This window comes from Ammoniphilus oxalaticus (assembly GCF_003609605.1).
GTDB lineage: Bacteria > Bacillota > Bacilli > Aneurinibacillales > RAOX-1 > Ammoniphilus > Ammoniphilus oxalaticus.
On the sequence record NZ_MCHY01000008.1, the window covers coordinates 79,108 to 100,746 of the forward strand.

A 21,639-nucleotide genomic window follows, 5' to 3' on the forward strand; every position below is an offset into this window, starting at 1 on the left:
ACATGAGTAAAAATCGAGTGCTATTTTTCATACTTCCTATCTTCCTATTCGGTTTAGGCTTGGTCCAATTCAAAGCGGCGCTGATCGGGGAAGTGGCGATGCTAGCGGCCTTCTTGTTGATTACGCTGTATCGAGCGGAATATGGTTTGTATTTATTTGCGTTGACTTTGCCGATTTTAACGTACAGACCATTACTTGCCTTTATCTTAATGATTTTGTTGCTCTTTTTTGTGCAACGCCCGAATGTGGAACAATGGAAAGAACGTTTAAGAAACCATCTGAACGTGGCTGTTTTTTTATTTTTGATCGCTTTATTTATCTCAGCGATTACATCAGCCAATTTAATGTTAAGCATGAAAGACTTTGGTTTATATTTTGCGATTAGTTTCCTTTTATATCTATTAATCGTGTTGCAAATCGGTCGGCGTGAGACATTGTATCGATTTATGGTGTTGTTGATTTTATCAACGACTCTCGTTTCTGTGTACGGTATTTTTCAATATTTCACGCTCGATTTTACTTCTGCTAAATGGGGAACAGACAAACGGGCATTTGCTACTTTTGGTAATCCGAATATTTTTGCCCAATATTTAATTATGATTCTGCCGTTTGCGTTTGCGTTTATATTTTACGCAAAAACGTGGGGCAATCGTGTCTTGTTTGCGGGGCAATTTCTCGTTATTTTTTTAGCATTGTTGCTAACGTTCTCCCGTGGCGGCTGGGTGGCCATTTTTGTGGCGATCGCCTTGTTAGCGGCGATGATTAGCCGCAGATTGCTTGTTGTCGGGATGATTGGCGGGGCAATAGGTGTCAACTTTTTACCTGCCTCGATTATTAACCGGATCAGTACGATTGCTAGCCCGGGTACGGATACATCCGCGTCGTATCGCTTCGAGATGTGGAAATCGGCGTTAGCGATGATTCGTGATTTTTGGGTAACGGGGATCGGCTTAGATTCTGAAACGTTTTTGAAAGTGTATAGTGATTATATGATGCCGGATGTGCGCGTTTTCCACTTTCACAATATTTTTCTCATGAGTCTAGTTACGGGCGGGATCCTCTCATTTTTAACATTGATGTATATGTTTTATCAGTCGGCGCGGACGACGGTATCGAGTTTATACTTGAATAAAAACTACGCCAAAGATCCTTTGTTATCCATAGTAGCGAAAGCCGCTGTCTGTTCCGTTATCGCAATTGGAATTGCGGGCTTAACGGAGGATGTGTGGAGGCAGTATCGTGTCGATTTTCTATTTTGGATGGTGTTAGCGATTATTTCAGTCGTCTATAATTTCGCGCGAAAAGGGAGCGAGCAAGCGCAATGAAAAGACAGCCTACGATAGCTGAAGTAGGGGTTTATCCCCCGCCCTATGGGGGGATTTCTGTTCATATTGAACGCTTATGCGATGTTTTGCATCAGCGTGGGATCGCGTATCAAATTTATGATGAAAACGGCGAGAGCGGACCAAAAAAAAGAACCGTAATTCCGATTGGACAAGTGGAGTCGTGGTGCCGTAAGTACCTTTTTCAACGCAATGCGGATATTGTTCATAATCACTTTTTAAGATGGCAAGTGCGTTTTCTTCTGTCTTTACTTCGTCTCAAGGGGAAAAAAGTGGTCCATACAATCCATAGTATGCGAAATGATGGAGAGGGATTTGACTTCATCCAAAAGCTATTAATTAAGGTAACGGCGTTATTGTCGGATCATTTTATAGCGGTAAGTGAGGAAGTGGAACAAAAATTGTTGGAGATCGGGATTCCGCAGCAGAAGATATCCGTCATTCCAGCGTTTATTCCGCCTCCTGAGGGGGAGCCAACGCCTCTCCCGGCTTATGTCGAACAGTTCGTTGCTCGATACGCTACATTGATCGTCGCTAATGGGGGGATCGGCAATCATTATGAAGGGGTCGATTTATACGGAGCGGATCTTTGTGTCGAGCTGTTTTTAGAGTTAGCCCAACAAAATGAGAACTGTGGTTTTATTTATGCGATTACACACATAGTGGATCGGAAGTCGTTAGATGAGTTGAAAGAAAGGTTGGCCGCGTACAATCTCACCGACCGATTTTTATTTTTGGAGGAGAAAATGCCGTTACACCCGCTCATTCGGGCAGCATCGTTATTCGTAAGACCGACGGCAAGTGACGGAGACGCAATTTCTGTTCGTGAGGCGTTATACGTAGGGACGCCTGTCGTTACAAGCGATGTGGTCCGAAGACCAGCGGGCGCGCGATTATTTAAGAATAGAGATCTAGCCGATTTTAAACAGGCCTGTCTCGATGAACTTGAACAACAGCGGGACCTTTCGGCTTACCGCGAGCAGCAGGGGCAATATGTAGAGCATTTATTAAACGTTTTATTGAAATAATAAAAAGGGGTAGACCTCGTAACAGTGGTCGACCCCTTTTATTTTTTGAGTAATTCGATCGCAAGCAATCCGCTTTGCTCAGCTTGAGCGGTTAAATCGGTTACGCGGGCTTTCAGCCTCTTCGTAACGAACGGATGCGATCGTAAATTGCGGTTAACAATCTCGCTTAAAACCTCGTATTCTAATGTTTGAATCGAACCGGCTGAATCCATCTGGGCCCGTTCCACAAACCGATCAATTTTCGGGTCATAGGAAACGCCAACAAACGGAATGCCCATCACAGCGGCAAGAATAATGGAGTGTAATCTCATGCCAATCACAAAATCCATGTTTCCAATGAAGCTAATGATTTCATGGAAATTCATTTGATCGTTAATTACAATCGCTCCAGGTTGTGTCATATAGTTCATGATGTCCTGCGAAGGGGAGACGTCCGCTGGATATTGCATTGGCAGAAAGTAAACGTTCCAGTCTTGCTTTATCAATTCATCTGCCATCTTTGCCAATTCCACTTTATAATTTTCTTCGTTTTTCCACTTTCGAACCGAGATGGCAATCGATTTATTTCCATTATGCGTAAGTCTGCCGCGGCTTAATTCAAGATCAACGTCCTCTGGATGGATCATCACGGCAGGATCGGCAGTAATATGAATCGGGCGGGTCACGCCTAGTTGCTTCATATCATCCGCTGAACCTTGATCACGAACCGTAATCACATCCACTTTGTTCACGATCCGCTTGATCAACCATTTACTAACGGGATGGGAGATCGGTCCAAATCCTTGGGCGTAAAAGATGACCGGTTTATTCAGTAGTTTGGCCATCGTAACGATACTTAAATAGTACATTACGCTACGCGGGCTCGTTGCGTCTTGCAGTAAGCTGCCGCCGCCCATGATTAGTAGATCGGTTTGTCTTAGTTGATTCATAATCGTTGAAAACCGCCATCGATTATAGGCAGGAATGCCGAATAATGCCGTTGTTTCCTGAGGTTTATTGGAGAGAACGGATATTTGAATCGCGGGGTTTAGTTTTTGGAGGGAGCTAATGATACCGAATAGAACCGTGTCATCCCCGGCATTATCGAACCCATAGTAACCAGAAATCAATACCTTACTCATGGAGCAACCTTCTTTCTTCCTCTCCTGCATCGTACACTTAAGTATAGCAGTTTGACTATTGAAATGGAAGTTTTCCCAATAAACGAAGGTTAGATCTGCTGTGATTGACAAATACTTAGATTATCTGGGTACTGATACAGTGAAATTGAGCTGTCGAGTCCTGATTGCAGAAGGAGTTTATTAACAATGAAGAGAGCGATTGTGGTTACGCTTCTCATCGGTTTTTTGATGAGCGTTGGACTGACGGGATACGGCTACTTTAAATACACGCGGATGACAGGGGAATGGTTCGAGCCTTTACATTCGATTCAATCTGATCAGTGGCGGCAAGACGAAGAACCATCCCCGCCGAACGAACAAAAAAAGAAAGAACAGCGACCGCGATTGGATCCGTTTACCATTATGATTTTAGGGGTTGATACTCGCGGGGAAAAGAAAGCGCGTTCAGATACGATTATATTGGCTGCTGTGAACCCGACTTCGCAACAGGTTAAGTTGCTTTCGATTCCGAGGGACACGTTAGTCAAGATTCCGGGGTACGGTCAAGATAAATTTAATCATGCAATGTTTTACGGCGGAGCCCCTTTAGTCAAGCAGACAATTGAAGACTTTCTAGGAATTAAAGTGGACCGCTATGCAACGATTGATTTTGAAGGATTCATTAAGCTGGTGGATTCACTGGATGGAGTGAAAGTGGATGTGAAGCGTCGTATGAAGTATCGCGATCCAAGCGATGGAACAGAAATCGATCTACACCCTGGGTTGCAACAATTGGATGGGAAGCAGGCGTTAGATTATGCTCGTTTTCGAAAAAGCGAGATTGGTTCTGACGCAAGCGATTTTGACCGAATGGATCGACAACAGGAAGTCATGAAACAATTAGCGGATAAGGCAACTCGCTTTACCACATTATTTCGTGTTTTTAAATTGATGGATATTTTAGAAGAGCATGTAAAGACAGACTTGACGAGCGATGAAATCGGTCGACTTGCGATATTGTTTAAAGGCTTTTCTTCTTCAGAAATTGAAACGATGGAGTTGGGGGGAACGAGTCGGCGGATGCCAAAACACGGGTACAATTTATGGTTTCACGTTGTTAGTGATGAGGAAAAAAAGCGAATTCAACACCTCATACAAAAAACATTAGAGGACGATAAACTGCCTGAAACGGCTGGACCGTAATCACTTTTCCATTAAAAAGCGCGACTTACTGATGGCATGAGAAGGAATTCATGTTCATAAGTATGAGTAGCGCTTTTTTTGCTTGGGAGGGATTACATGAACAGTCAGCCGTGGTTAACGAACTATCCCCCAATGATTCCAGCTCAATTAGACTATCCAAAGATTGCTTTAACTGAATTTTTGACGCAAGCGGCAAAGCAATACCCGGATCATCGAGCGATTCAATTTTTAGGAAAAATAATCACCTATCGTGAATTGCTGTCTGATGCGCAACATTTTGCGGGCGCCCTTCAGCAAAAGGGGATCCAAAAGGGTGATCGTGTTGCGATCATGTTGCCGAATTGTCCGCAAGCGGTCATCTCTTACTACGGTATTTTAATGCTAGGAGCCGTTGTCGTTCAAGTCAATCCATTATATAAGGAACGTGAATTGGCGCATCAATTGGGTGATTCAGGAGCCAAATTTATTGTTTGTCTTGATCTGCTGTATCCGATTGTCAAAAAGACGCAGGTACAGACGTCACTGCAACATGTCATCGTTACAGGAATACAGGATTATTTACCATTTCCCAAAAGCTGGGTATTCCCAGTCATACAGCGATTAAAGGGGAAGATTAAAAAAATCGAGCCAGACGACTTTTCTTTCAAGAACTTATTGGTAAGCGCTAGCCCCTGCGTTTCACCCGCCTCTATCGACCCTTCTGAAGACTTGGCGTTGTTGCAATATACGGGGGGAACGACGGGGGTGGCGAAAGGGGTCATGCTTACTCACCGAAACCTCGTTGCGAATGTGATTCAATGTAGAGCTTGGTTTTATAAGGCTGAACAAGGAAAGGAAAACTTTTTAGCGGTGATCCCATTTTTTCATGTGTATGGGATGACGGTGGCGATGAATTTATCCATTTGTTTTGCCGGTTGTCTAATCACATTACCTCGCTTTGAGATTCCTTCCATTTTAAAAACGATTCAAAAACAAAAGCCGACGGTCTTCCCCGGGGCTCCAACGATGTATATCGCGCTTTTGCAACACCCCGAACTTTCAAATTATGATATATCGTCGATTGAGGCCTGCCTAAGCGGTTCAGCCGCGTTGCCGCTAGAAATTCAAGAAAAGTTCGAACAAGTAACAGGCGGTCGACTCGTGGAGGGGTATGGGTTGACGGAGTGTTCGCCAGTCACTCACGCAAATCCGCTTTGGGACCAACGAAAAAACGGTAGCATCGGCTTACCATGGCCAGATACGGACGCGAAAGTAGTTGACCTAGAGAGCGGGGAAGCCTTGCCCCCGGGTGGGGTTGGCGAATTAATCGTCAAAGGTCCGCAAGTCATGAAAGGGTATTGGAATGAGCCTGATGAAACGGAAGCCGTATTACGCGATGGCTGGCTATATACGGGTGACCTAGCCTACATGGATGAAGATGGATTTTTCTTCATTGTTGATCGTAAAAAAGATCTGATTATTGCCAGTGGATTTAATATTTACCCGCGTGAAGTGGAGGAAGTGTTGTTTGAACACCCTGCGATCGCGGAAGCGGCGGTTGTTGGCGTGGCGGATGACTATCGCGGTGAGACGGTAAAAGCTTTTTTGGTGTTGAAAGAAGGGGAAACCGTTTCAGAAGAACAACTAGATCAGTTTTGTCGAAAGCGGTTGGCTGCTTTTAAAGTGCCTAAACAGTATGAATTTAGAGCGGAATTGCCCAAATCATCGATTGGAAAAGTGCTCAAAAAGTTGCTAATAGAAGGATAGGCGGCCAATCAGTCAGCGCGACAAGACTCATGATTGAAGCCTTGTCTTCATATATTGGAGGGAAGCAAGATGAAGTTTACCCATGTTGATTTACGAGTGGAAAACCGAGTGGGTTATGTGACGATTTATCGCCCCCCGGTAAATGCTCTCAATAGCGAAGTTTTTGTCGGGCTGTCCGCTTGTCTGGATTATGTGGAGGCAAGTGAACAGATAAAAGTAGTCGCGTTAACAGGGGCGGGTCGTTTTTTTGTGGCGGGGGCCGATGTGAAAGAGTTAGCGCAAGCTTTTGGCGACGAAAAAAAAGGCGCGCAGTTAGCTACCGTTGGGCAAAAAGTGTTTGATCGGATCGAACGATTTTCAAAACCGGTTATAGCCGTGATCAATGGGCCTTGCCTTGGAGGAGGACTAGAACTTGCTTTAAGCTGCCATTTACGGCTTGCCACAGAGCAAGCCGCGCTTGGTTTACCTGAATTAACGCTCGGTTTAATACCCGGCTTTGCTGGCACGCAACGGCTGCCGCGGATGATTGGTAAAGCGAAGGCATTAGAGCTGTTACTCATGGGGCATCACGTAAACGGTCTTGAAGCCGAGCGGCTTGGGTTAGTTAATCTGGCTGTGCCTAATGAGACTTTGTCGCAAACAGCAAAAAAGTGGTCGGAAAATATCGCCCTAGAAAAAAGTGGTCGGGCCCTTTCCGCGGCGCTGCAAGCTGTTCATGATGGATTGCGCCTTCCATTGCAAGAAGGTCAGGCTTTAGAAGCGGAATTATTTGGGCAACTCTTTTGTACGGAAGATGCGAGGGAAGGGGTTAGCGCCTTCCTTGAAAAAAGAAAAGCTGTCTTTAAAGATCGTTAAAAACCTCTTTAAAGGAGGAGTAGCGTAATGAATTTATTAGTCGTAATGAAGCAAACGTTTGATACAGAGGAAAAAATTATTATTGAGCAAGGTCAAATAAAGGATGATGGAGCCGAATTTATCATAAATCCTTACGATGAATACGCGGTGGAAGAAGCAATTAAGCTACGCGATGAATGGGGCGGTGAAGTGACCGTGATTACGGTTGGTCCAGCGCGAGCGGAAAGCGCCTTGCGTACGGCGCTGGCAATGGGGGCTGATCGGGCAGTGATTGTTTCCGATGAGCATATAGTGGATGGAGACGGGCATACGATATCCAAAGTATTAGCCGCCGTCATTAAAGATCGCGCTTTCGATTTAATTTTAGCCGGTAATATGTCGATCGATCATGGGGCTGCCCAGGTTGGACCGCGCTTGGCGGAGGAACTTGGGATCGCCCATGTCGCGGCGGTTACAGAAATTAATATCAAGGATTCGGTCGCTACTGTTATTCGGGATGTTGAGGGAGACTCAGAGGCGATCGAAGTCCCATTGCCGTTATTAGTTACGGCGCAGCAAGGATTAAATGAACCTCGCTATCCTTCATTACCGGGCATTATGAAAGCAAAAAGAAAACCGATGGAACGTTTAACTATCGATGACTTAGGATTAAATGCGGATCAAATCGCGGCAAAGACGGTCATCGTGGATCAATTTAACGCGCCGAAAAAGGAGGCGGGTCGAATGTTAGCCGGCGCCCCGCGGGAACAGGTAAAAGAACTTGCGCAACTCCTTCGTCATGAAGCAAAAGTAGTGTAAAGGAGGGATTTAGATGAGAAATATCCTGGCGTTAGGTGAAATCCGTGCTGGCGCGTTAAGAAATATTTCTTTTGAAATGCTTAGCGCGGCCCAAGAAATTGCGGAGGGCGGCAAAATCACAGCCGTATTAATCGGCTGTGATGACCAAACGTTAGCGCATGAACTTGGAAGGTTTGGGGCGGATCAAGTTTATTTCGTAACGGGCGATCAGCTATCTCATTACACAACAGACGGCTATCTGCAAGTATTGCATCAATTAGCGCAGGAAGAAAAGCCCGATATTTTGTTATTTGGTCATACAGCGGTTGGCAGAGATATCGCGCCCCGTTTAGCGTCTCGTTTAGGGCGCGGGTTAGTCTCTGATGTGACCGATATACAATTGGAAGCTGGGAAAATAACGTTTACGAGACCGATTTATGCGGGAAAGGCGTTCCAGCAAGTGGAGATGGCAGAAGACCGCTGGTTGGCTACGATACGACCGAATAACATGACAGCAAAACCACTCGACTCAAAAACAGACCCAACAATTATCGACTATAAAGTAGAAACCAGCCAGATTCGAACAATCATCAAAGAAATTGTCAAGAAAACAGCGACAGGCGTTGACCTTTCAGAGGCAAAAGTGGTCGTGGCGGGCGGACGCGGCGTAAAAAGCGCGGCAGGATTTGAACCGTTGCAACAGCTTGCGGATCTATTAGGGGGAGCTGTAGGCGCTTCACGCGGGGCATGTGACGCGGACTATTGCGATTATTCGTTGCAAATTGGTCAAACAGGCAAAGTGGTTACGCCTGATTTGTATATCGCCTGCGGAATATCAGGGGCGATTCAGCATTTAGCGGGGATGTCGCAAGCGAAAGTGATTGTTGCCATTAACAAAGATCCTGACGCCCCGATCTTTGAAGTTGCGGATTATGGAATTGTGGGGGATCTATTCGAGATTGTGCCGCTTCTGACGGAAGAATTAAAAACAGCGCTCTTGTCTGATTCATAATCGCTTAGGGTAGGATAAAGGGGATGCGGAAAATCAAATGCAGCAGGCAAACTATTTTTTTGTGAAAAGATTATGTTATACTTAGATTTGGAAAGATAAACCTATTTACCCTAAAGGAGGAGCGCTTCGCATGGCTATTATTGATGTAACGGACTCTGATTTTACGCAACAGGTGGAACAATCTGGAACGGTTTTGGTCGATTTCTGGGCGCCTTGGTGTGGCCCTTGCAAGATGATTGCCCCAGTATTGGAAGAAGTAGATGCGGAAATCGGAGATAAGGTAAAGATAACTAAATTAAATGTAGATGAAAATCCAGAAACGGCTGGACGTTTTGGAGTAATGAGCATTCCGACGTTACTCGTTTTCAAAGACGGGGAAGTCGTAGATAAAATCGTAGGTTTTCAACCGAAAGACGCTCTCGTTGGCACGTTGAATAAACACGTTTAAGTTCTAGGGACCAAGGCGACTTGGATATGAGTGTAACTTTTAAGGAGAGCCCTTAAGACATCCGTCTTAGGGGCTTTTGCCATTCTACATAAGGGTTCGAATTGTGGTAAAATAAAAGGCGGATAGGGAGTGATTAAATGGGCTTGATTAAAGATAAGCTAGCGCTGCTTCCTGAAAAGCCGGGTTGTTATTTAATGAAGAACGCCGAAAACAAAGTGATCTATGTCGGTAAGGCGAAAGTGCTAAGAAATCGTGTCCGATCTTACTTTACAGGCAGTCACGATAGTAAGACGCAACACCTTGTTAGCGAGATTGCCGATTTTGAATATATTGTAACGAGAAGTAACTCTGAGGCGATGTTGCTGGAGTGTAACTTGATCAAGCAGCATCATCCCCGTTTTAATGTGTTGTTAAAGGACGATAAAACATATCCTTTTATTCGGATTACAAATGATCAACACCCAAGATTGGAAGTTACCCGTCAAGTTGAACGCGACGGTTCTAAGTATTACGGTCCGTACGCCAATGCCGGGGCAGCGGCGCAAACGAAAAATTTACTAGATAAATTGTATCCCTTACGTAAATGCAAAAACATACCGAAACAAGTTTGTTTATATTATCATATTGATCAATGTCTCGCTCCCTGTGAATACGAAGTGAGTGATGATGTGAATAAAGAGATGGTCGATGAAATTCACCGCTTTTTGAATGGGGGTCACGGAGAAATCCGTGAGCGGTTGGTCTCAAAGATGATGGATGCTTCGGATCGACTCGAGTTTGAACAAGCAAAAGAATACCGTGACCAAATCGAAGCGATCGATGCGTTGATGGTCAAGCAGCAGGTTACGTTTACAGATCAAATTGATCGTGATATTTTTGCTTACGCGGCCGATAAAGGCTGGATGTGTGTGCAAGTCTTCCATGTTCGAGCAGGTAAATTAATCGAGCGCAATGTCGCGATGTTTCCTTACTACGCAGAAGAAGAAGCCGATTTTATGTCCTATGTCGCTCAGTTTTATTATGATGATCAGGTGGCGCCGAAAGAGATCTTTTTACCGGTAGGGGCTGATGCCGAGACGTTGGAACAATGGTTGAACGTAAAGGTATTTGTTCCAAGACGAGGGGAAAAGAAAAAACTAGTTGATTTGGCGTACGAGAATGCTCGGATCGCGCTTGAAGAGAAGTTTCAATTAATCGCCCGAGATCATTCAAGAACGACACAAGCTGTTGTTAATTTGGGGAACTTGCTCGGAATTGGAACGCCGTATCGTATCGAAGCTTTTGATAATTCTAACATTCAAGGAACAGATCCCGTTTCAGCGATGGTTGTATTTACGGATGGCGAGCCAGATAAAAGGGAATACCGTAAGTATAAAATTAGGACGGTGATCGGTCCGGATGACTATGAATCGATGCGCGAGGTCGTGCGTAGAAGGTATACGCGAGCGCTTCGCGAGAAATTGCCATTGCCTGATCTGATTGTGATTGATGGCGGGAAAGGGCAAATATCGGCGGCGGTAGATGTATTGGAAAACGAATTGGGGCTTTATATCCCCGTATGCGGGTTGGCTAAAGATGAGCGGCATCGGACCGCGGAGTTGTTATTAGGCGATCCCCCGCGCGATGTTGACATTGCGCGGGATAGCCATGAATTTTATTTATTGCAACGTATTCAAGATGAGGTGCACCGTTTCGCGATTACGTTCCACCGACAAACTCGCGGTAAATCGATGCTCTATTCTCAGCTCGATGATATCAAAGGGATTGGGCCAAAGAGAAAGCAATTACTGCTCAAGCATTTTGGTTCGATTAAAAAAATGAAAGAAGCAAGCGTTGAGGAATATCGAAAATTGGGAATCGGCGATAAGCTTGCGGCTGAAGTATTGAAAAAGTTGCGGGCGGAATAAGATTCTAGTAGATATGAAAAGAGAGGACCGTTGGTCCTCTCTTTTTTTCTATTTTAAGTGGCTAAATTTTTTGCTCGATCAATTGCCACTTCGATCAAGACGTCAACCTGATCTTTATTTTCTTGTAATGTAACATGAGCGGCGCAATAGTAGGATGTTACTTTTTCAAAGGCCCCCGCAATGAACCCGGCTTCTAAATAACATGTTTTTTCTAAGCGAGAGGGCGGCAACAAATTAAATCGATGGTGCGAGATCCGATATTTCACTAAGTTGGCTGTTTGTTGTGTGATATGTACTTGTCCAAGATCAAGCTGAAGAAAAATATCTTCAATTTCTTCGGTAACTAAAATATCAAGAGAATTCCCCAGCTCTTTTCCCACCCAGTACAAAATATGTGTTTCGCTATCTCCTAACACAAGCTCTAGAAGTTTCTCTCTAAAAAATAAATATCCAAGCGATGAGTTCGACACGCTTTCAGGAGGAAGTAGGATACGTTCTTTAAATAGAGAAGAAACGGCAAAGCTTTGTCTCATAGAAACCTCTCCTTCACGCTTAATATAATGTCAATATATGCGCAGTAGAAGTAGATTATGAATCACAGTCTGAAATGCTTTTTCTCGTTTCTTGACGCTCTTAAAATATACGTGTAAAATTAATTAACAATATTTACAAAATTGAGATTATATGAATCTTATTGAAAATATGGAGTAATGAAAGAAGGGGGTTTGCTAAAAAAGAAATAAGTGTGACGTTTGACGAATAAAATGAAGTAAGAGTAATTTTCAACGAACTGAAAGGGGGATCATTGGATGGCGACGAACCGACACTTTTTTAATCGGAAGCTCCATTCGTTACTGGGGGTTATTCCAGTGGGAGGGTTTTTGATACTCCATTTATACACCAACTTTTTAGCGTCTTACGGAAAAGAACGCTTTACAGCTCAAGTTAAGATAATGGAGAGCATTCCCTTTCTGATCATTGTAGAGGTCGTTTTCATTTTTCTTCCCCTACTTTATCACGCTATTTACGGTTTGTATATCGCATTGCAAGCGAAACACAATGTCATGAATTATGGTTACTTTCGTAACGTATTATTTTTTTTACAGCGGGCTACTGGGATTTTAACTCTAATCTTTATTAGTTGGCATGTCTGGCAAACACGTGTGCAAATTGCGATTGGAAATGTGCAACCGGAGGGATTTTATGACTTGATGGTTGGTGTATTTCAAATGCCAGGGATGATTGCCGTGTATGTCATCGGTCTGCTTGCTGCCACGTTTCACTTTAGTAATGGGTTGTGGTCGTTCCTCGTTTCATGGGGGATTACGGTTGGACCAAGATCGCAAAGGATTTCTACATACGCCTGTCTTGGCTTTTTCGTCATTTTGTCTTATCTTGGCTTGATGGCGATGTTCGCATTTATTAACCCCGTAGAGATAGCAGCAGTAATCAATGGATAGGAGGAACGTGGAATGAGCAAAGTCATCATTGTTGGTGGAGGATTGGCCGGGTTAATGGCGGCGATTAAATGCGCGGAAGCAGGGACGCCAGTTGAGTTGTTTTCCATCGTCCCTGTCAAGCGATCTCACTCCGTGTGCGCCCAAGGCGGAATAAATGGCGCGGTGAATACGAAAGGGGAAGGCGACTCTCCTTGGGAACACTTCGATGATACGATTTACGGCGGCGATTTCCTAGCAAATCAGCCGCCGGTAAAGGCGATGACTGAGGCAGCCCCAGGGATTATTTATATGTTCGATCGAATGGGCGTCATGTTCAATCGGACGCCTGAAGGGTTGATCGACTTCAGACGTTTCGGAGGCACACAACACCACCGAACGGCGTTTTCAGGGGCGACGACAGGACAACAATTGTTGTATGCGTTGGATGAGCAAGTCCGCCGTTATGAGGTGAAGGGGCTTGTGACAAAGTATGAACATTGGGAGTTTACATCCATTATTCAAGATGATGAAGGAACGTGTCGCGGCATTGTCGCTCAAAACTTGCGTTCTATGGAATTTAAAACGTTTCGTTCGGATGCGGTAATACTGGCGACAGGCGGTCCCGGCATCGTCTATGGGAAATCAACAAACTCTGTCATTAATACCGGGGCTGCGGCTTCGGCCGCCTATCGGCAAGGCGCTTATTACGCGAACGGCGAATTTATTCAAATTCATCCAACGGCGATTCCGGGAGATGATAAACTACGCTTGATGAGCGAATCCGCGCGCGGAGAGGGCGGACGTGTTTGGACATATAAAGATGGAAAGCCGTGGTACTTCTTAGAGGAAAAATACCCCGCTTATGGAAATCTTGTGCCGCGCGATATCGCTACGCGAGAAATATTTTCTGTCTGTGTTGACCAAAAAATGGGCATTAACGGCGAAAATATGGTTTACCTTGATTTATCTCATATGAATCCGCGTGATCTGGACATTAAGCTTGGTGGAATTATTGATATTTATGAAAAGTTTATGGGTGAGGATCCGAGGAAAGTGCCGATGAAAATATTCCCCGCCGTGCACTATTCGATGGGCGGTCTATGGGTTGACTATGACCAACAGACGAATATTAAAGGGTTGTTCGCGGCTGGCGAATGTGATTATTCTCAACATGGGGCAAACCGCTTAGGGGCTAATTCATTGCTTTCGGCTGTTTATGGAGGAATGGTGGCTGGACCGAAAGCGATTGAATATATAAATGGTTTAAGTCGATCGGCGGCTGATTTGTCTAGCTCAGTTTTTGATCAACAATTAAAGCGGGATCAGCAGCAATATGACGAAATTTTAAAGATGGACGGCAGTGAGAATGCTTATTTGATCCATCAAGAGCTAGGGGAATGGATGACTGATAATGTTACAGTTGTGCGATTTAATGACCGTCTTCAAAAAACGGACGATAAGATTTTAGAGTTGATGGAGCGTTATAAGAGGATTAATGTGAGCGATAGCGCCAAATGGAACAACCAATCGGCAACATTTACTCGTCAACTATGGAACATGTTGGAGTTAGCCCGTGTGATTACGATCGGCGCTTTAAAACGTGATGAAAGCCGCGGGGCTCATTATAAACCTGATTTTCCAGACAGAAATGATGAACAGTTTCTAAAGACAACGATAGCCGCATGGTCCGCCGAAGGACCGCAAATCCATTATGAAGATATTGATACTTCTTTGCTGGAGCCTCGTAAGCGGGATTACACGACGAAGAAGGGGGCGGCGCAGTAATGCCAGAAAAAACAGTTACATTGATTATCACGCGTCAAGATGACCCGGAAAGCGCTCCTTACAAAGAGGAGTTTAAAATTTCAAGTCGACAAAATATGAACGTGATCGGGGCCTTGATGGAAATTCAACGGGCCCCTGTCAATTCTAAAGGGTCAAAAGTGACACCTGTTATCTGGGATTCCAATTGCCTTGAAGAAGTTTGCGGCGCTTGCTCAATGATCATTAACGGGAAGCCACGGCAGGCTTGCACAGCTTTAATTGATCAGTTGGAACAGCCGATTCGTTTAGCGCCGATGAACACGTTCCCAGTGATGCGGGATTTGGTAATCGATCGCGAGTTCATGTTTGATTCGCTTAAACGAGTCCAAGCTTGGATTCCGATCGATGGAACACATGATCTTGGTCCTGGACCGCGCATGCCGGAAGCAGATCGCCAATGGGCATACGAACTCTCCAAATGCATGACTTGCGGTGTCTGTTTAGAAGCTTGTCCTAATGTAAATACGGGTTCGCCTTTTATTGGTCCTGCCGCGATTTCTCAAGTGCGACTATTTAATGAACATCCGACCGGGAAAATGAATGCGCATGAACGCTTAGAAGGGTTAATGGGCAGAGGCGGCATTACCGAATGTGGAAATTCGCAAAACTGTGTGCAATCTTGCCCGAAAGGTATTCCATTAACGACGTCGATCGCGGCGATGAATCGGGAGACGACGAAGCATAGTATTAAGAAGTTTTTTGGTAACTAGGTCTACCCTAAAGTTCCCAGAGCGCCTTCGTTTGTTGACAAAGCAACAAACGAAGGCGCTTTTTAATTGATGTATGAATTTAACCGCGGAAAAACATAATGAGCAATAGACGATAGTGAAGAAAGGTGAACGTTTAATGTTTTTTCACGGAATAGACTTTAAGTATTTGGAGCAAAAATATCCATTTTTATATCCTGATGCCTACGTAACTACAAAAAATGAGGAACAATTAGCGGACCGACAGCATTTGATTGAGCAATTTGGATTTGAGCCTGTCCACTTATTGGAATCAGCCCCAGGGTATTCTGCTAAAACTTGTATTAAGGAATGCTTTCGTTTTGGGGAAATTGTGTTAGTTTTCAAAGAAGTGACGGAGCCCATCATCCAACTAAGTCAACACGAGATCGGCGCGCGTTACCTAGATATTAGGACGTGTCAGTACATATTTACTCGCTCCGCGAAACAGGCGCAGATCCGCTTGCTTGGTTTAAAGCAGCCGATTATAGCTTGCTCGAACGGTCCGCGCCCCTAAATTCAATAATAATTAATGTGGGCGCCGGCCCAATCGTGTTAGAGTCCGCACCGCTACCCGCGCCCAATCATACAATAATGTGACTGTACCCTTAGCCTTGTTATTGAGCCCGTAGCAAGGAGGGGAGACTTTTTGGAGGGAAACGAGCAAAAGTCTAAGCCTTTACTAACCAATCGTGAAAGAGAAGTATTTGAATTATTAGTACAAGATAAGACGACGAGAGAAATTGCAAAACAACTGTTTATCAGTGAGAAGACAGTTCGCAACCACATCAGCAATGTTATGCAAAAACTTGGCGTTAAAGGTAGGGCGCAAGCAGTTGTCGAATTATTGAAAGTCGGAGAACTTCGTTTTCCTGAATAATGATTGAAGTATTAGTGGCATCAAGAAACGTTGTTTGGTTGACAGGTTAGGACCCCGTGTTACCCTCGCGCAAAGCGGGGGTTTTTCTTTTTCGCCAAATTTGAGCAACAAGTCTTATACTCACACGTTAGCAATAGTAGTATCATTTATTAAAGATAAAAAAAGGAGGGGAGCGCTTGTCACAACAACAGTTGCCGCTTATATATCAACATTGGGATGAACAAAATTCTGAACCGATTGAGACGATTAATCGGATGTTGGTGAGCCGAGAAGTTTTATTCATTAGAAAGTTAGTGGATGCTACTGTGCTTCGCAATAAAATATGGGAACATACATCAAATGAAACAGAAGGGGACTACTCCTGTATTTATATTAAACCGTTTGAAATAAAAGAAACGCCGACAGGTGAGCAGATTGAACAAGTCGTTTTTGCTAGACATGATTTGGCCGGACGTTACGAAGCTGAGTACTGGGTTGTTTTAGAAAATGAATATCATCTGTTAACGGTGGCGACATTTGAGCAAACATGGCATGCGGCGCAAGTGTTATTGGACCATTATTTGCGCATAGCCGAAAAGCACTATGAGGTCAACTACGCAATTTTGGATCCGAATCGAAAGAAAATTTTATTGTTTATACAAGAGACCTCATTTCGCGATTAATGGAGGTGGGAAGATATATGAAAAAGGAAGTTCAAACATGGTTTAAAAAAGAAGTTCAAAAATCAGGTTTAACGGAACCGCCTGAGGGGACACCGTTTTTTCAAAAATGGGTCGCTTTTTCTTTATTGTTTAGCGCGCCAATCGCGTTAAGCGGGTGTGGAAGCCAACAATTAACGGCCGAAGATGAATGCAAGTGGGAGCGAGATCGGAATGGAAAATGGGAGCTGGATTGTGATAATAACAATTCTTCTTATTATCGGGGTCATGGCTACGCTTCTAAAGATTCTCCAATCCGCTCCTCTTCACCGATGATTAAGCAAGGGGTAGGCAGTGGCGGCAAGAAAAGCGGCGGATTTTTTTCTGGAGGATAAACGATGAGAAAAGTTAAAGCATTGCCGCTCAGTCACAATGAATTGTTTTCGGGTGAACTAGGCGCCAAAATTCCATATCATCGCATGTATGATCAAGAATATTGTGTGCCTGCGATAACCGTGTTTTCTAAAAAAGAAATAGAATTATTGGAGAACGCATCGAAAAAAGTAGATAAAATATTTCAAAAGACGCTCCGGTTTACGCAGCGTTATTTGCCTGATCCCGCGCTCGTTAATCAATTAGGTGTTCATCCCGCCTTAATTGCGAACGCTCGCATGGAAGTTCCTTATCATGGGGTGTCGAGGCAGGATTGGATTATTCAGCCGGACGGGATAAAGTTAATTGAAAATAATACCGATACGCCAACAGGGATTCCAGAAACGGCATACCTTGCGGGAGCCATCGTTGAGCGAGTTGGTGGAATGATCAATCCATCGGAAGCAATGGATGAGCAAATTCGTAAATCGTTCGCAACGCTAATTCAATATTATCGTCAATGCGGGTTTACGGGACAGATTGTTTTTTCATGTTATGATTGGCATGAAGAGGACGCATGCAATACGACACATTTAATGAATTTAGCCCGTCAAGCGGGATATCCCGCTATTTTTGCTCCATTAGACAAATTAGAAGTAGTACCGAATGTTGGGTTGTTTTACGAAGGGGAGCAGGTTGATATTTGGTATCGACTGTATCCGTTAGAATATTTAGTTCATGACACAGATGAGGATGGCTTTGAAACTGGTCGAGCTATTCTCGATTTGATTGAGCAAAAAAAGCTGGCAATTATTAATCCAGTCCAAAGCATTATTACCCAATCGAAGGGATTTATGGCCTTAATTTGGTCTTTGTATGAAAAGAATGATCAGCTTCCTAGCTTATGGAACACTGGCGCTCCTTTTTTTACGGATGAAGAATGCGAGACCATTGCCAATTATTTGTTACCTACTTATTTTGAAGATACTTATTTTCGTGAAAATAAAGTTGCGTGGGTTTCTAAAGCTTTTTTTGGAAGGGAAGGGAAAGGGACGTTGCTTTTTGATGAACAAGGCGCACCGAGCAAGGTTAGCTGGGAACATGAGCTAGATGATGAAGAGGCCCTGGCAACGAGGGATTATTACAGCAGTCAACCGCGGATCTATCAAAAACGAATCAAGCAGGAAAGAATGGAAATACCGACGGAAGAAGGCCAATTCAACGGGTATTTACTGATCGGATCGTTTGTGATCGGTGGCGTTTTTGCGGGTATTTTGCCGCGTGTCGGGGGAGAAGTGACAGGTAATTTAGCGTACTTTATTCCAGCTGGGATCGAGGAAAATGGAGGTGCTATATGATTGAGTTGTTTGATTTAGTCAACGTAGCGATCGGAGTTGTGTTAATTATAGCGATTATGTTAGTCGGTGTATTCATATTTGGTAGGCTGACTAAATTTAATGATCTAGAGGAAATTCAGAAAGGGAACGAAGCGGCAGGGATGTATTTGGGCAGTAAATTGCTTGGATTATCGATTATCGTGGCGATGGTTTCGTATAACAGTCTTTCCTGGCTGTCAATGATTAGCTGGTCCGTGATTGGAATGGTTATTTTATCACTTGTTTATTTATTATTTGAATTTTTAACCCCTAAATTTAAAGTGAGCGATGAAATCGCGCAAGGGAATAAAGCAGTGGCTCGATTGTTAGGGGCTGTTATTATCGGAACATCGGTCGTGCTCGGGACCGTGCTTATGTAAAGCGGCCGCATATTAAAAACCAAACTCTCTTGGGTGAGTTCCCAGGAGAGTTATCTTTTGAAATCTTCATAATTCATTTCTATTTCGGCCCATAGAGAGTGAGTTGACGCTACCTCAATATCCAGTTCTTCATAAATTTCTAGTAAGTTTTCGCAAAGTAAGTGTTTTTTAGTTGGATTTTTTTCACGTTTAATTTTGGATAGGATTTGATTGGCTTCTTTCTTCATGTATTCTCTAAATTCGCTGCCGCTCACCTATACTCACTCCCAGGTAATTATTTTAATGAAATAAATATAGCTTTAGTTTAGTATACCAGTAAACAAAAAAATATGCCCCATTCAAATTTAGAATAACGACAAGTGGTTAGGGATAAAACCTTATTTTTAGAAGAAGATTAATCCTATTCTCTTGTTTTCGCCTTTTTAAAACGTAATATTCACCTTTCCGCTTATCCCAGATTAAACCATTTTGGAGGCTGTTTAAATCAGTTTGGTTCGCTTATAATGGAAGATACGTGTATGTGTATAAGATGGGGTGGTGAACATTTATGTATACAGATGAAATAAAGAATCGTTTAAAACGGATGGAAGGTCAAGTTCGCGGGATTCTTCGTATGATGGACGAAGGGAAAAATTGCAAAGATGTGGTAAGTCAACTTTCGGCCGTGCGAAATGCGGCAGATAAGGCGATTGCGACGATTGTAGCTGTTAATCTGGAACAGTGTTTGTTAGATGAAAAAGAAACAGGCGGCGATACGAGCAAGCTTGTAAAGGAAGCAATTGAACTGCTTGTGAAAAGCAGATAACATTGTTTTGCGATCAATAATTATAACTAAGGCGAAAGAGGAGTTGGAGAACTCCTCTTATTTTTTTGTTTGGATTTGTAATTGCATCGATTCTAATTTAAAAGCATAATGTGAGGTAGTTCGCAAAAATCTAGACTTTGCGCTTAGGAGTAAGTTGTATTCAGAAAGGAAAAGGGATCATTGTGTCAAGGCAGGTGTTTTTAAAAGGAGCGATCGCGCTTAGTGTTGCCGCGTTTGTCTCAAAATTACTCGGACTATTCTATGTGATCCCGTTGAAGCATTTTGCGGGTAATGAAGGTTTAGCTCTTTATCAGCTCGTTTTCCCGATATATAATACGATCTTAATTTTATCTGTCTCTGGGATTCCAATCGCTATATCTAAGTTAATTTCAAAAAATCTAATGTTAAAACGTGAAGCGGAAATTGCTGTGGTCATGAAATCAGCTTTTCGCTTAATGGTGTTTGTTTCTATTGGCGGTTTTTTGTTATTTTTCTTTGGGTCATCAAGGATCGCGGGTTGGATTGGGAATCACGATACGAAATTATCGATTCAAGCGCTCGCTTTCGCAATGCTTGTCGTTCCATTTGTCGCTCTTTTACGAGGTTACTTTAACGGCTGCCAACAGATGGTTTTTTCCGCGTCATCCCAAGTGATTGAACAACTCGTTCGTGTCAGCGCGATGACTTATATCGTTTATTTGTTTATGCGTCAAGGTAAAGGGGTAGCGGTTGCGGCGGCTGGCGCCGCGTTCGGAAGTTTTTTTGGATTAACGATTGCTCTGCTGTCTTTGCTCTATGCTTATTTTCGATTGAGCCGTAACCAAGGCGATTCATTAAAGCGAAGCGAGAGACGCGCGCGCTATGGATGGAGAATTCTCGTTGTGTCAATCCCCGTCAGCCTCAGCTCATTAATGATTCCCGTGATCGGGATGATCGACTCGGTCTCCGTCATCCACTTACTACAAAGCGGCGGTTTGTCAAATTCGTTAGCTACTGAACAATTTGGTATCTATAGCCGCGGTGTTCCGATCGTGCAATTTTCTTCTTTCTATGCGACAGGACTTGCTCTTGCCGTCGTTCCCGCGCTTGCTTCGGCAGCAACGATGCGGGAAAAGCGAGCGCAAATACGCAAAGCGTTACAGGTGACAGTATTGATTGGCTTGCCCGCGAGTGTCGGCATGGTCTTAATCGCCCATCCATTAAATATTTTATTTTATGGGGATGCGCATGGCAGCGCAACGTTGCAAGCTCTCGCTGCGGCAACGTTCTTTCTATCTTTAGCGGTATCGGCATCTGGTGTTTTACAAGGTTTGAGCAAGCAGTTTTATCCCGCCTTGTTTCTTTTAGCGGGAATGGTTGCGAAGATCTCAGGGAATGTCTTATTGATTAGACAATGGGGGATTCAAGGCGCGGCATACGCTACGCTGCTTGCTTATGTGATCATGTCTGTCCTTTGTTTGTGGGCTATTTATGCATCGCTGCAAAAGAACGTTAGGATTGGTTGGGAACTAGTCAAATGGTTTCAGCCAACCGCGCTAATGAGCGTTGTCTTGATCGCTTTAATTACCTATTTCCCGCATTCAGCCCTCGCTTATCGTTCTCAGGTTTTTGCGTCCGTCATGTGGCTCGTGGCCGCAGGTGTTACTAGTTATGGCTGCGGGTTAATGTTATTTAAAGTGATCGCTTGGAGCGACGTTAAGCGTTATTTGAAACGGATATGGAGAAAACCGCGTAAAAGCGGCGTTTGATAGCTCCTGATTTTTTGGCGGAGACGCAATGAG

The 21,639-nt window shown here is 43.9% G+C and carries 23 protein-coding genes; 20 read left to right on the forward strand and 3 right to left on the reverse strand.

Features of this window, described 5'->3' with window-relative positions:
* Window positions 1-2 precede the first annotated feature (2 nt).
* Entirely contained in the window at window positions 3-1,325 is a 1,323-nt protein-coding gene (locus BEP19_RS06575) for an O-antigen ligase family protein (protein ID WP_120189058.1), read from the forward strand.
* Window positions 1,322-2,371 carry a glycosyltransferase family 4 protein gene (locus BEP19_RS06580; protein ID WP_120189059.1) on the forward strand — a complete coding sequence of 350 codons (1,050 nt, stop codon included), beginning with the start codon at window positions 1,322-1,324 and terminating at the stop codon, window positions 2,369-2,371. The genes BEP19_RS06575 and BEP19_RS06580 overlap by 4 nt, the downstream gene beginning before the upstream one ends.
* A 38-nt stretch (window positions 2,372-2,409) precedes the next feature.
* Here BEP19_RS06580 and csaB read toward each other — a convergent pair whose 3' ends face one another.
* A complete protein-coding gene (gene csaB / locus BEP19_RS06585) occupies window positions 2,410-3,492 on the reverse strand; it encodes a polysaccharide pyruvyl transferase CsaB (protein WP_120189060.1) in 1,083 nt (360 codons plus the stop codon).
* Between the two features lie 186 nt (window positions 3,493-3,678).
* Between csaB and BEP19_RS06590 the strand changes: the two genes are divergently transcribed.
* The 7 genes from BEP19_RS06590 (at window position 3,679) to uvrC (ending at window position 11,419) form a co-directional block, all read left to right on the forward strand.
* A complete protein-coding gene (locus BEP19_RS06590) occupies window positions 3,679-4,674 on the forward strand; it encodes an LCP family protein (RefSeq protein ID WP_120189061.1) in 996 nt (331 codons plus the stop codon).
* A gap of 96 nt (window positions 4,675-4,770) precedes the next feature.
* Complete coding sequence (locus BEP19_RS06595; RefSeq protein ID WP_120189062.1) at window positions 4,771-6,420, forward strand: long-chain-fatty-acid--CoA ligase; 1,650 nt, start codon at window positions 4,771-4,773, stop codon at window positions 6,418-6,420.
* A gap of 69 nt (window positions 6,421-6,489) precedes the next feature.
* On the forward strand, window positions 6,490-7,275 hold the full coding sequence (locus BEP19_RS06600) for an enoyl-CoA hydratase-related protein (protein WP_120189063.1): 786 nt from the start codon (window positions 6,490-6,492) through the stop codon (window positions 7,273-7,275).
* Between the two features lie 27 nt (window positions 7,276-7,302).
* Complete coding sequence (locus tag BEP19_RS06605; protein WP_120189064.1) at window positions 7,303-8,073, forward strand: electron transfer flavoprotein subunit beta/FixA family protein; 771 nt, start codon at window positions 7,303-7,305, stop codon at window positions 8,071-8,073.
* 13 nt (window positions 8,074-8,086) lie between these two features.
* Entirely contained in the window at window positions 8,087-9,064 is a 978-nt protein-coding gene (locus tag BEP19_RS06610) for an electron transfer flavoprotein subunit alpha/FixB family protein (RefSeq protein ID WP_120189065.1), read from the forward strand.
* A gap of 130 nt (window positions 9,065-9,194) precedes the next feature.
* Entirely contained in the window at window positions 9,195-9,512 is a 318-nt protein-coding gene (gene trxA, locus BEP19_RS06615; RefSeq protein WP_120189066.1) for a thioredoxin, read from the forward strand.
* A 137-nt stretch (window positions 9,513-9,649) separates the two neighbouring features.
* On the forward strand, window positions 9,650-11,419 hold the full coding sequence (gene uvrC / locus BEP19_RS06620) for an excinuclease ABC subunit UvrC (protein ID WP_120189067.1): 1,770 nt from the start codon (window positions 9,650-9,652) through the stop codon (window positions 11,417-11,419).
* A gap of 53 nt (window positions 11,420-11,472) precedes the next feature.
* Here uvrC and BEP19_RS06625 read toward each other — a convergent pair whose 3' ends face one another.
* The gene (locus tag BEP19_RS06625; protein ID WP_120189068.1) at window positions 11,473-11,952 is read right to left on the reverse strand and encodes a DUF2507 domain-containing protein; all 480 of its coding nucleotides are present in this window, start codon (window positions 11,950-11,952) and stop codon (window positions 11,473-11,475) included.
* Window positions 11,953-12,228: 276 nt separating this feature from the next.
* Here BEP19_RS06625 and BEP19_RS06630 point away from each other — a divergent pair, with 276 nt between their 5' ends.
* The 9 genes from BEP19_RS06630 (at window position 12,229) to BEP19_RS06670 (ending at window position 19,053) form a co-directional block, all read left to right on the forward strand.
* A complete protein-coding gene (locus BEP19_RS06630; RefSeq protein WP_120189069.1) occupies window positions 12,229-12,879 on the forward strand; it encodes a succinate dehydrogenase cytochrome b558 subunit in 651 nt (216 codons plus the stop codon).
* Window positions 12,880-12,891: 12 nt separating this feature from the next.
* Window positions 12,892-14,643 (forward strand): succinate dehydrogenase flavoprotein subunit, encoded by a 1,752-nt coding sequence (gene sdhA / locus BEP19_RS06635; protein WP_120189070.1) that lies wholly within the window; start codon window positions 12,892-12,894, stop codon window positions 14,641-14,643.
* Window positions 14,643-15,392, forward strand: a complete 750-nt coding sequence (gene sdhB, locus BEP19_RS06640; RefSeq protein WP_120189071.1) for a succinate dehydrogenase iron-sulfur subunit — start codon at window positions 14,643-14,645, stop codon at window positions 15,390-15,392. The genes sdhA and sdhB overlap by 1 nt, the downstream gene beginning before the upstream one ends.
* A gap of 136 nt (window positions 15,393-15,528) precedes the next feature.
* Window positions 15,529-15,924 carry a hypothetical protein gene (locus BEP19_RS06645; protein WP_120189072.1) on the forward strand — a complete coding sequence of 132 codons (396 nt, stop codon included), beginning with the start codon at window positions 15,529-15,531 and terminating at the stop codon, window positions 15,922-15,924.
* A 132-nt stretch (window positions 15,925-16,056) separates the two neighbouring features.
* Window positions 16,057-16,287 carry a helix-turn-helix domain-containing protein gene (locus BEP19_RS06650; RefSeq protein WP_120189073.1) on the forward strand — a complete coding sequence of 77 codons (231 nt, stop codon included), beginning with the start codon at window positions 16,057-16,059 and terminating at the stop codon, window positions 16,285-16,287.
* Window positions 16,288-16,463: 176 nt separating this feature from the next.
* Complete coding sequence (locus BEP19_RS06655; RefSeq protein ID WP_120189074.1) at window positions 16,464-16,949, forward strand: hypothetical protein; 486 nt, start codon at window positions 16,464-16,466, stop codon at window positions 16,947-16,949.
* A 17-nt stretch (window positions 16,950-16,966) separates the two neighbouring features.
* Window positions 16,967-17,320 (forward strand): hypothetical protein, encoded by a 354-nt coding sequence (locus BEP19_RS06660; RefSeq protein WP_120189075.1) that lies wholly within the window; start codon window positions 16,967-16,969, stop codon window positions 17,318-17,320.
* A gap of 3 nt (window positions 17,321-17,323) precedes the next feature.
* Entirely contained in the window at window positions 17,324-18,655 is a 1,332-nt protein-coding gene (locus tag BEP19_RS06665; protein WP_120189076.1) for a glutathionylspermidine synthase family protein, read from the forward strand.
* Window positions 18,652-19,053, forward strand: coding sequence for a DUF350 domain-containing protein (locus BEP19_RS06670; RefSeq protein ID WP_120189077.1), 402 nt, complete (start codon window positions 18,652-18,654; stop codon window positions 19,051-19,053). Before BEP19_RS06665 ends, BEP19_RS06670 begins: the two co-directional genes overlap by 4 nt.
* 50 nt (window positions 19,054-19,103) lie before the next feature.
* Here the strand turns inward: BEP19_RS06670 and BEP19_RS06675 are convergent, their stop codons facing one another.
* Entirely contained in the window at window positions 19,104-19,307 is a 204-nt protein-coding gene (locus tag BEP19_RS06675; protein ID WP_120189078.1) for a hypothetical protein, read from the reverse strand.
* Between the two features lie 293 nt (window positions 19,308-19,600).
* On the opposite strand from BEP19_RS06675, the gene BEP19_RS06680 reads away from it, so the two are divergent.
* The gene (locus BEP19_RS06680) at window positions 19,601-19,858 is read left to right on the forward strand and encodes a metal-sensitive transcriptional regulator (protein ID WP_120189079.1); all 258 of its coding nucleotides are present in this window, start codon (window positions 19,601-19,603) and stop codon (window positions 19,856-19,858) included.
* A 182-nt stretch (window positions 19,859-20,040) separates the two neighbouring features.
* Complete coding sequence (locus BEP19_RS06685) at window positions 20,041-21,606, forward strand: putative polysaccharide biosynthesis protein (protein WP_170145293.1); 1,566 nt, start codon at window positions 20,041-20,043, stop codon at window positions 21,604-21,606.
* Window positions 21,607-21,639: the final 33 nt, after the last annotated feature.

What these genes read in the sequence shown, in the direction of transcription:
- BEP19_RS06575 (WP_120189058.1), top strand. Translation starts at nt 3, where the DNA reads ATGAGTAAAAATCGAGTGCTATTTTTCATACTTCCTATCTTCCTATTC.
- BEP19_RS06580 (WP_120189059.1), top strand. Translation starts at nt 1,322, where the DNA reads ATGAAAAGACAGCCTACGATAGCTGAAGTAGGGGTTTATCCCCCGCCC.
- csaB (WP_120189060.1), bottom strand. Translation starts at nt 3,492, where the DNA reads ATGAGTAAGGTATTGATTTCTGGTTACTATGGGTTCGATAATGCCGGG.
- BEP19_RS06590 (WP_120189061.1), top strand. Translation starts at nt 3,679, where the DNA reads ATGAAGAGAGCGATTGTGGTTACGCTTCTCATCGGTTTTTTGATGAGC.
- BEP19_RS06595 (WP_120189062.1), top strand. Translation starts at nt 4,771, where the DNA reads ATGAACAGTCAGCCGTGGTTAACGAACTATCCCCCAATGATTCCAGCT.
- BEP19_RS06600 (WP_120189063.1), top strand. Translation starts at nt 6,490, where the DNA reads ATGAAGTTTACCCATGTTGATTTACGAGTGGAAAACCGAGTGGGTTAT.
- BEP19_RS06605 (WP_120189064.1), top strand. Translation starts at nt 7,303, where the DNA reads ATGAATTTATTAGTCGTAATGAAGCAAACGTTTGATACAGAGGAAAAA.
- BEP19_RS06610 (WP_120189065.1), top strand. Translation starts at nt 8,087, where the DNA reads ATGAGAAATATCCTGGCGTTAGGTGAAATCCGTGCTGGCGCGTTAAGA.
- trxA (WP_120189066.1), top strand. Translation starts at nt 9,195, where the DNA reads ATGGCTATTATTGATGTAACGGACTCTGATTTTACGCAACAGGTGGAA.
- uvrC (WP_120189067.1), top strand. Translation starts at nt 9,650, where the DNA reads ATGGGCTTGATTAAAGATAAGCTAGCGCTGCTTCCTGAAAAGCCGGGT.
- BEP19_RS06625 (WP_120189068.1), bottom strand. Translation starts at nt 11,952, where the DNA reads ATGAGACAAAGCTTTGCCGTTTCTTCTCTATTTAAAGAACGTATCCTA.
- BEP19_RS06630 (WP_120189069.1), top strand. Translation starts at nt 12,229, where the DNA reads ATGGCGACGAACCGACACTTTTTTAATCGGAAGCTCCATTCGTTACTG.
- sdhA (WP_120189070.1), top strand. Translation starts at nt 12,892, where the DNA reads ATGAGCAAAGTCATCATTGTTGGTGGAGGATTGGCCGGGTTAATGGCG.
- sdhB (WP_120189071.1), top strand. Translation starts at nt 14,643, where the DNA reads ATGCCAGAAAAAACAGTTACATTGATTATCACGCGTCAAGATGACCCG.
- BEP19_RS06645 (WP_120189072.1), top strand. Translation starts at nt 15,529, where the DNA reads ATGTTTTTTCACGGAATAGACTTTAAGTATTTGGAGCAAAAATATCCA.
- BEP19_RS06660 (WP_120189075.1), top strand. Translation starts at nt 16,967, where the DNA reads ATGAAAAAGGAAGTTCAAACATGGTTTAAAAAAGAAGTTCAAAAATCA.
- BEP19_RS06665 (WP_120189076.1), top strand. Translation starts at nt 17,324, where the DNA reads ATGAGAAAAGTTAAAGCATTGCCGCTCAGTCACAATGAATTGTTTTCG.
- BEP19_RS06670 (WP_120189077.1), top strand. Translation starts at nt 18,652, where the DNA reads ATGATTGAGTTGTTTGATTTAGTCAACGTAGCGATCGGAGTTGTGTTA.
- BEP19_RS06680 (WP_120189079.1), top strand. Translation starts at nt 19,601, where the DNA reads ATGTATACAGATGAAATAAAGAATCGTTTAAAACGGATGGAAGGTCAA.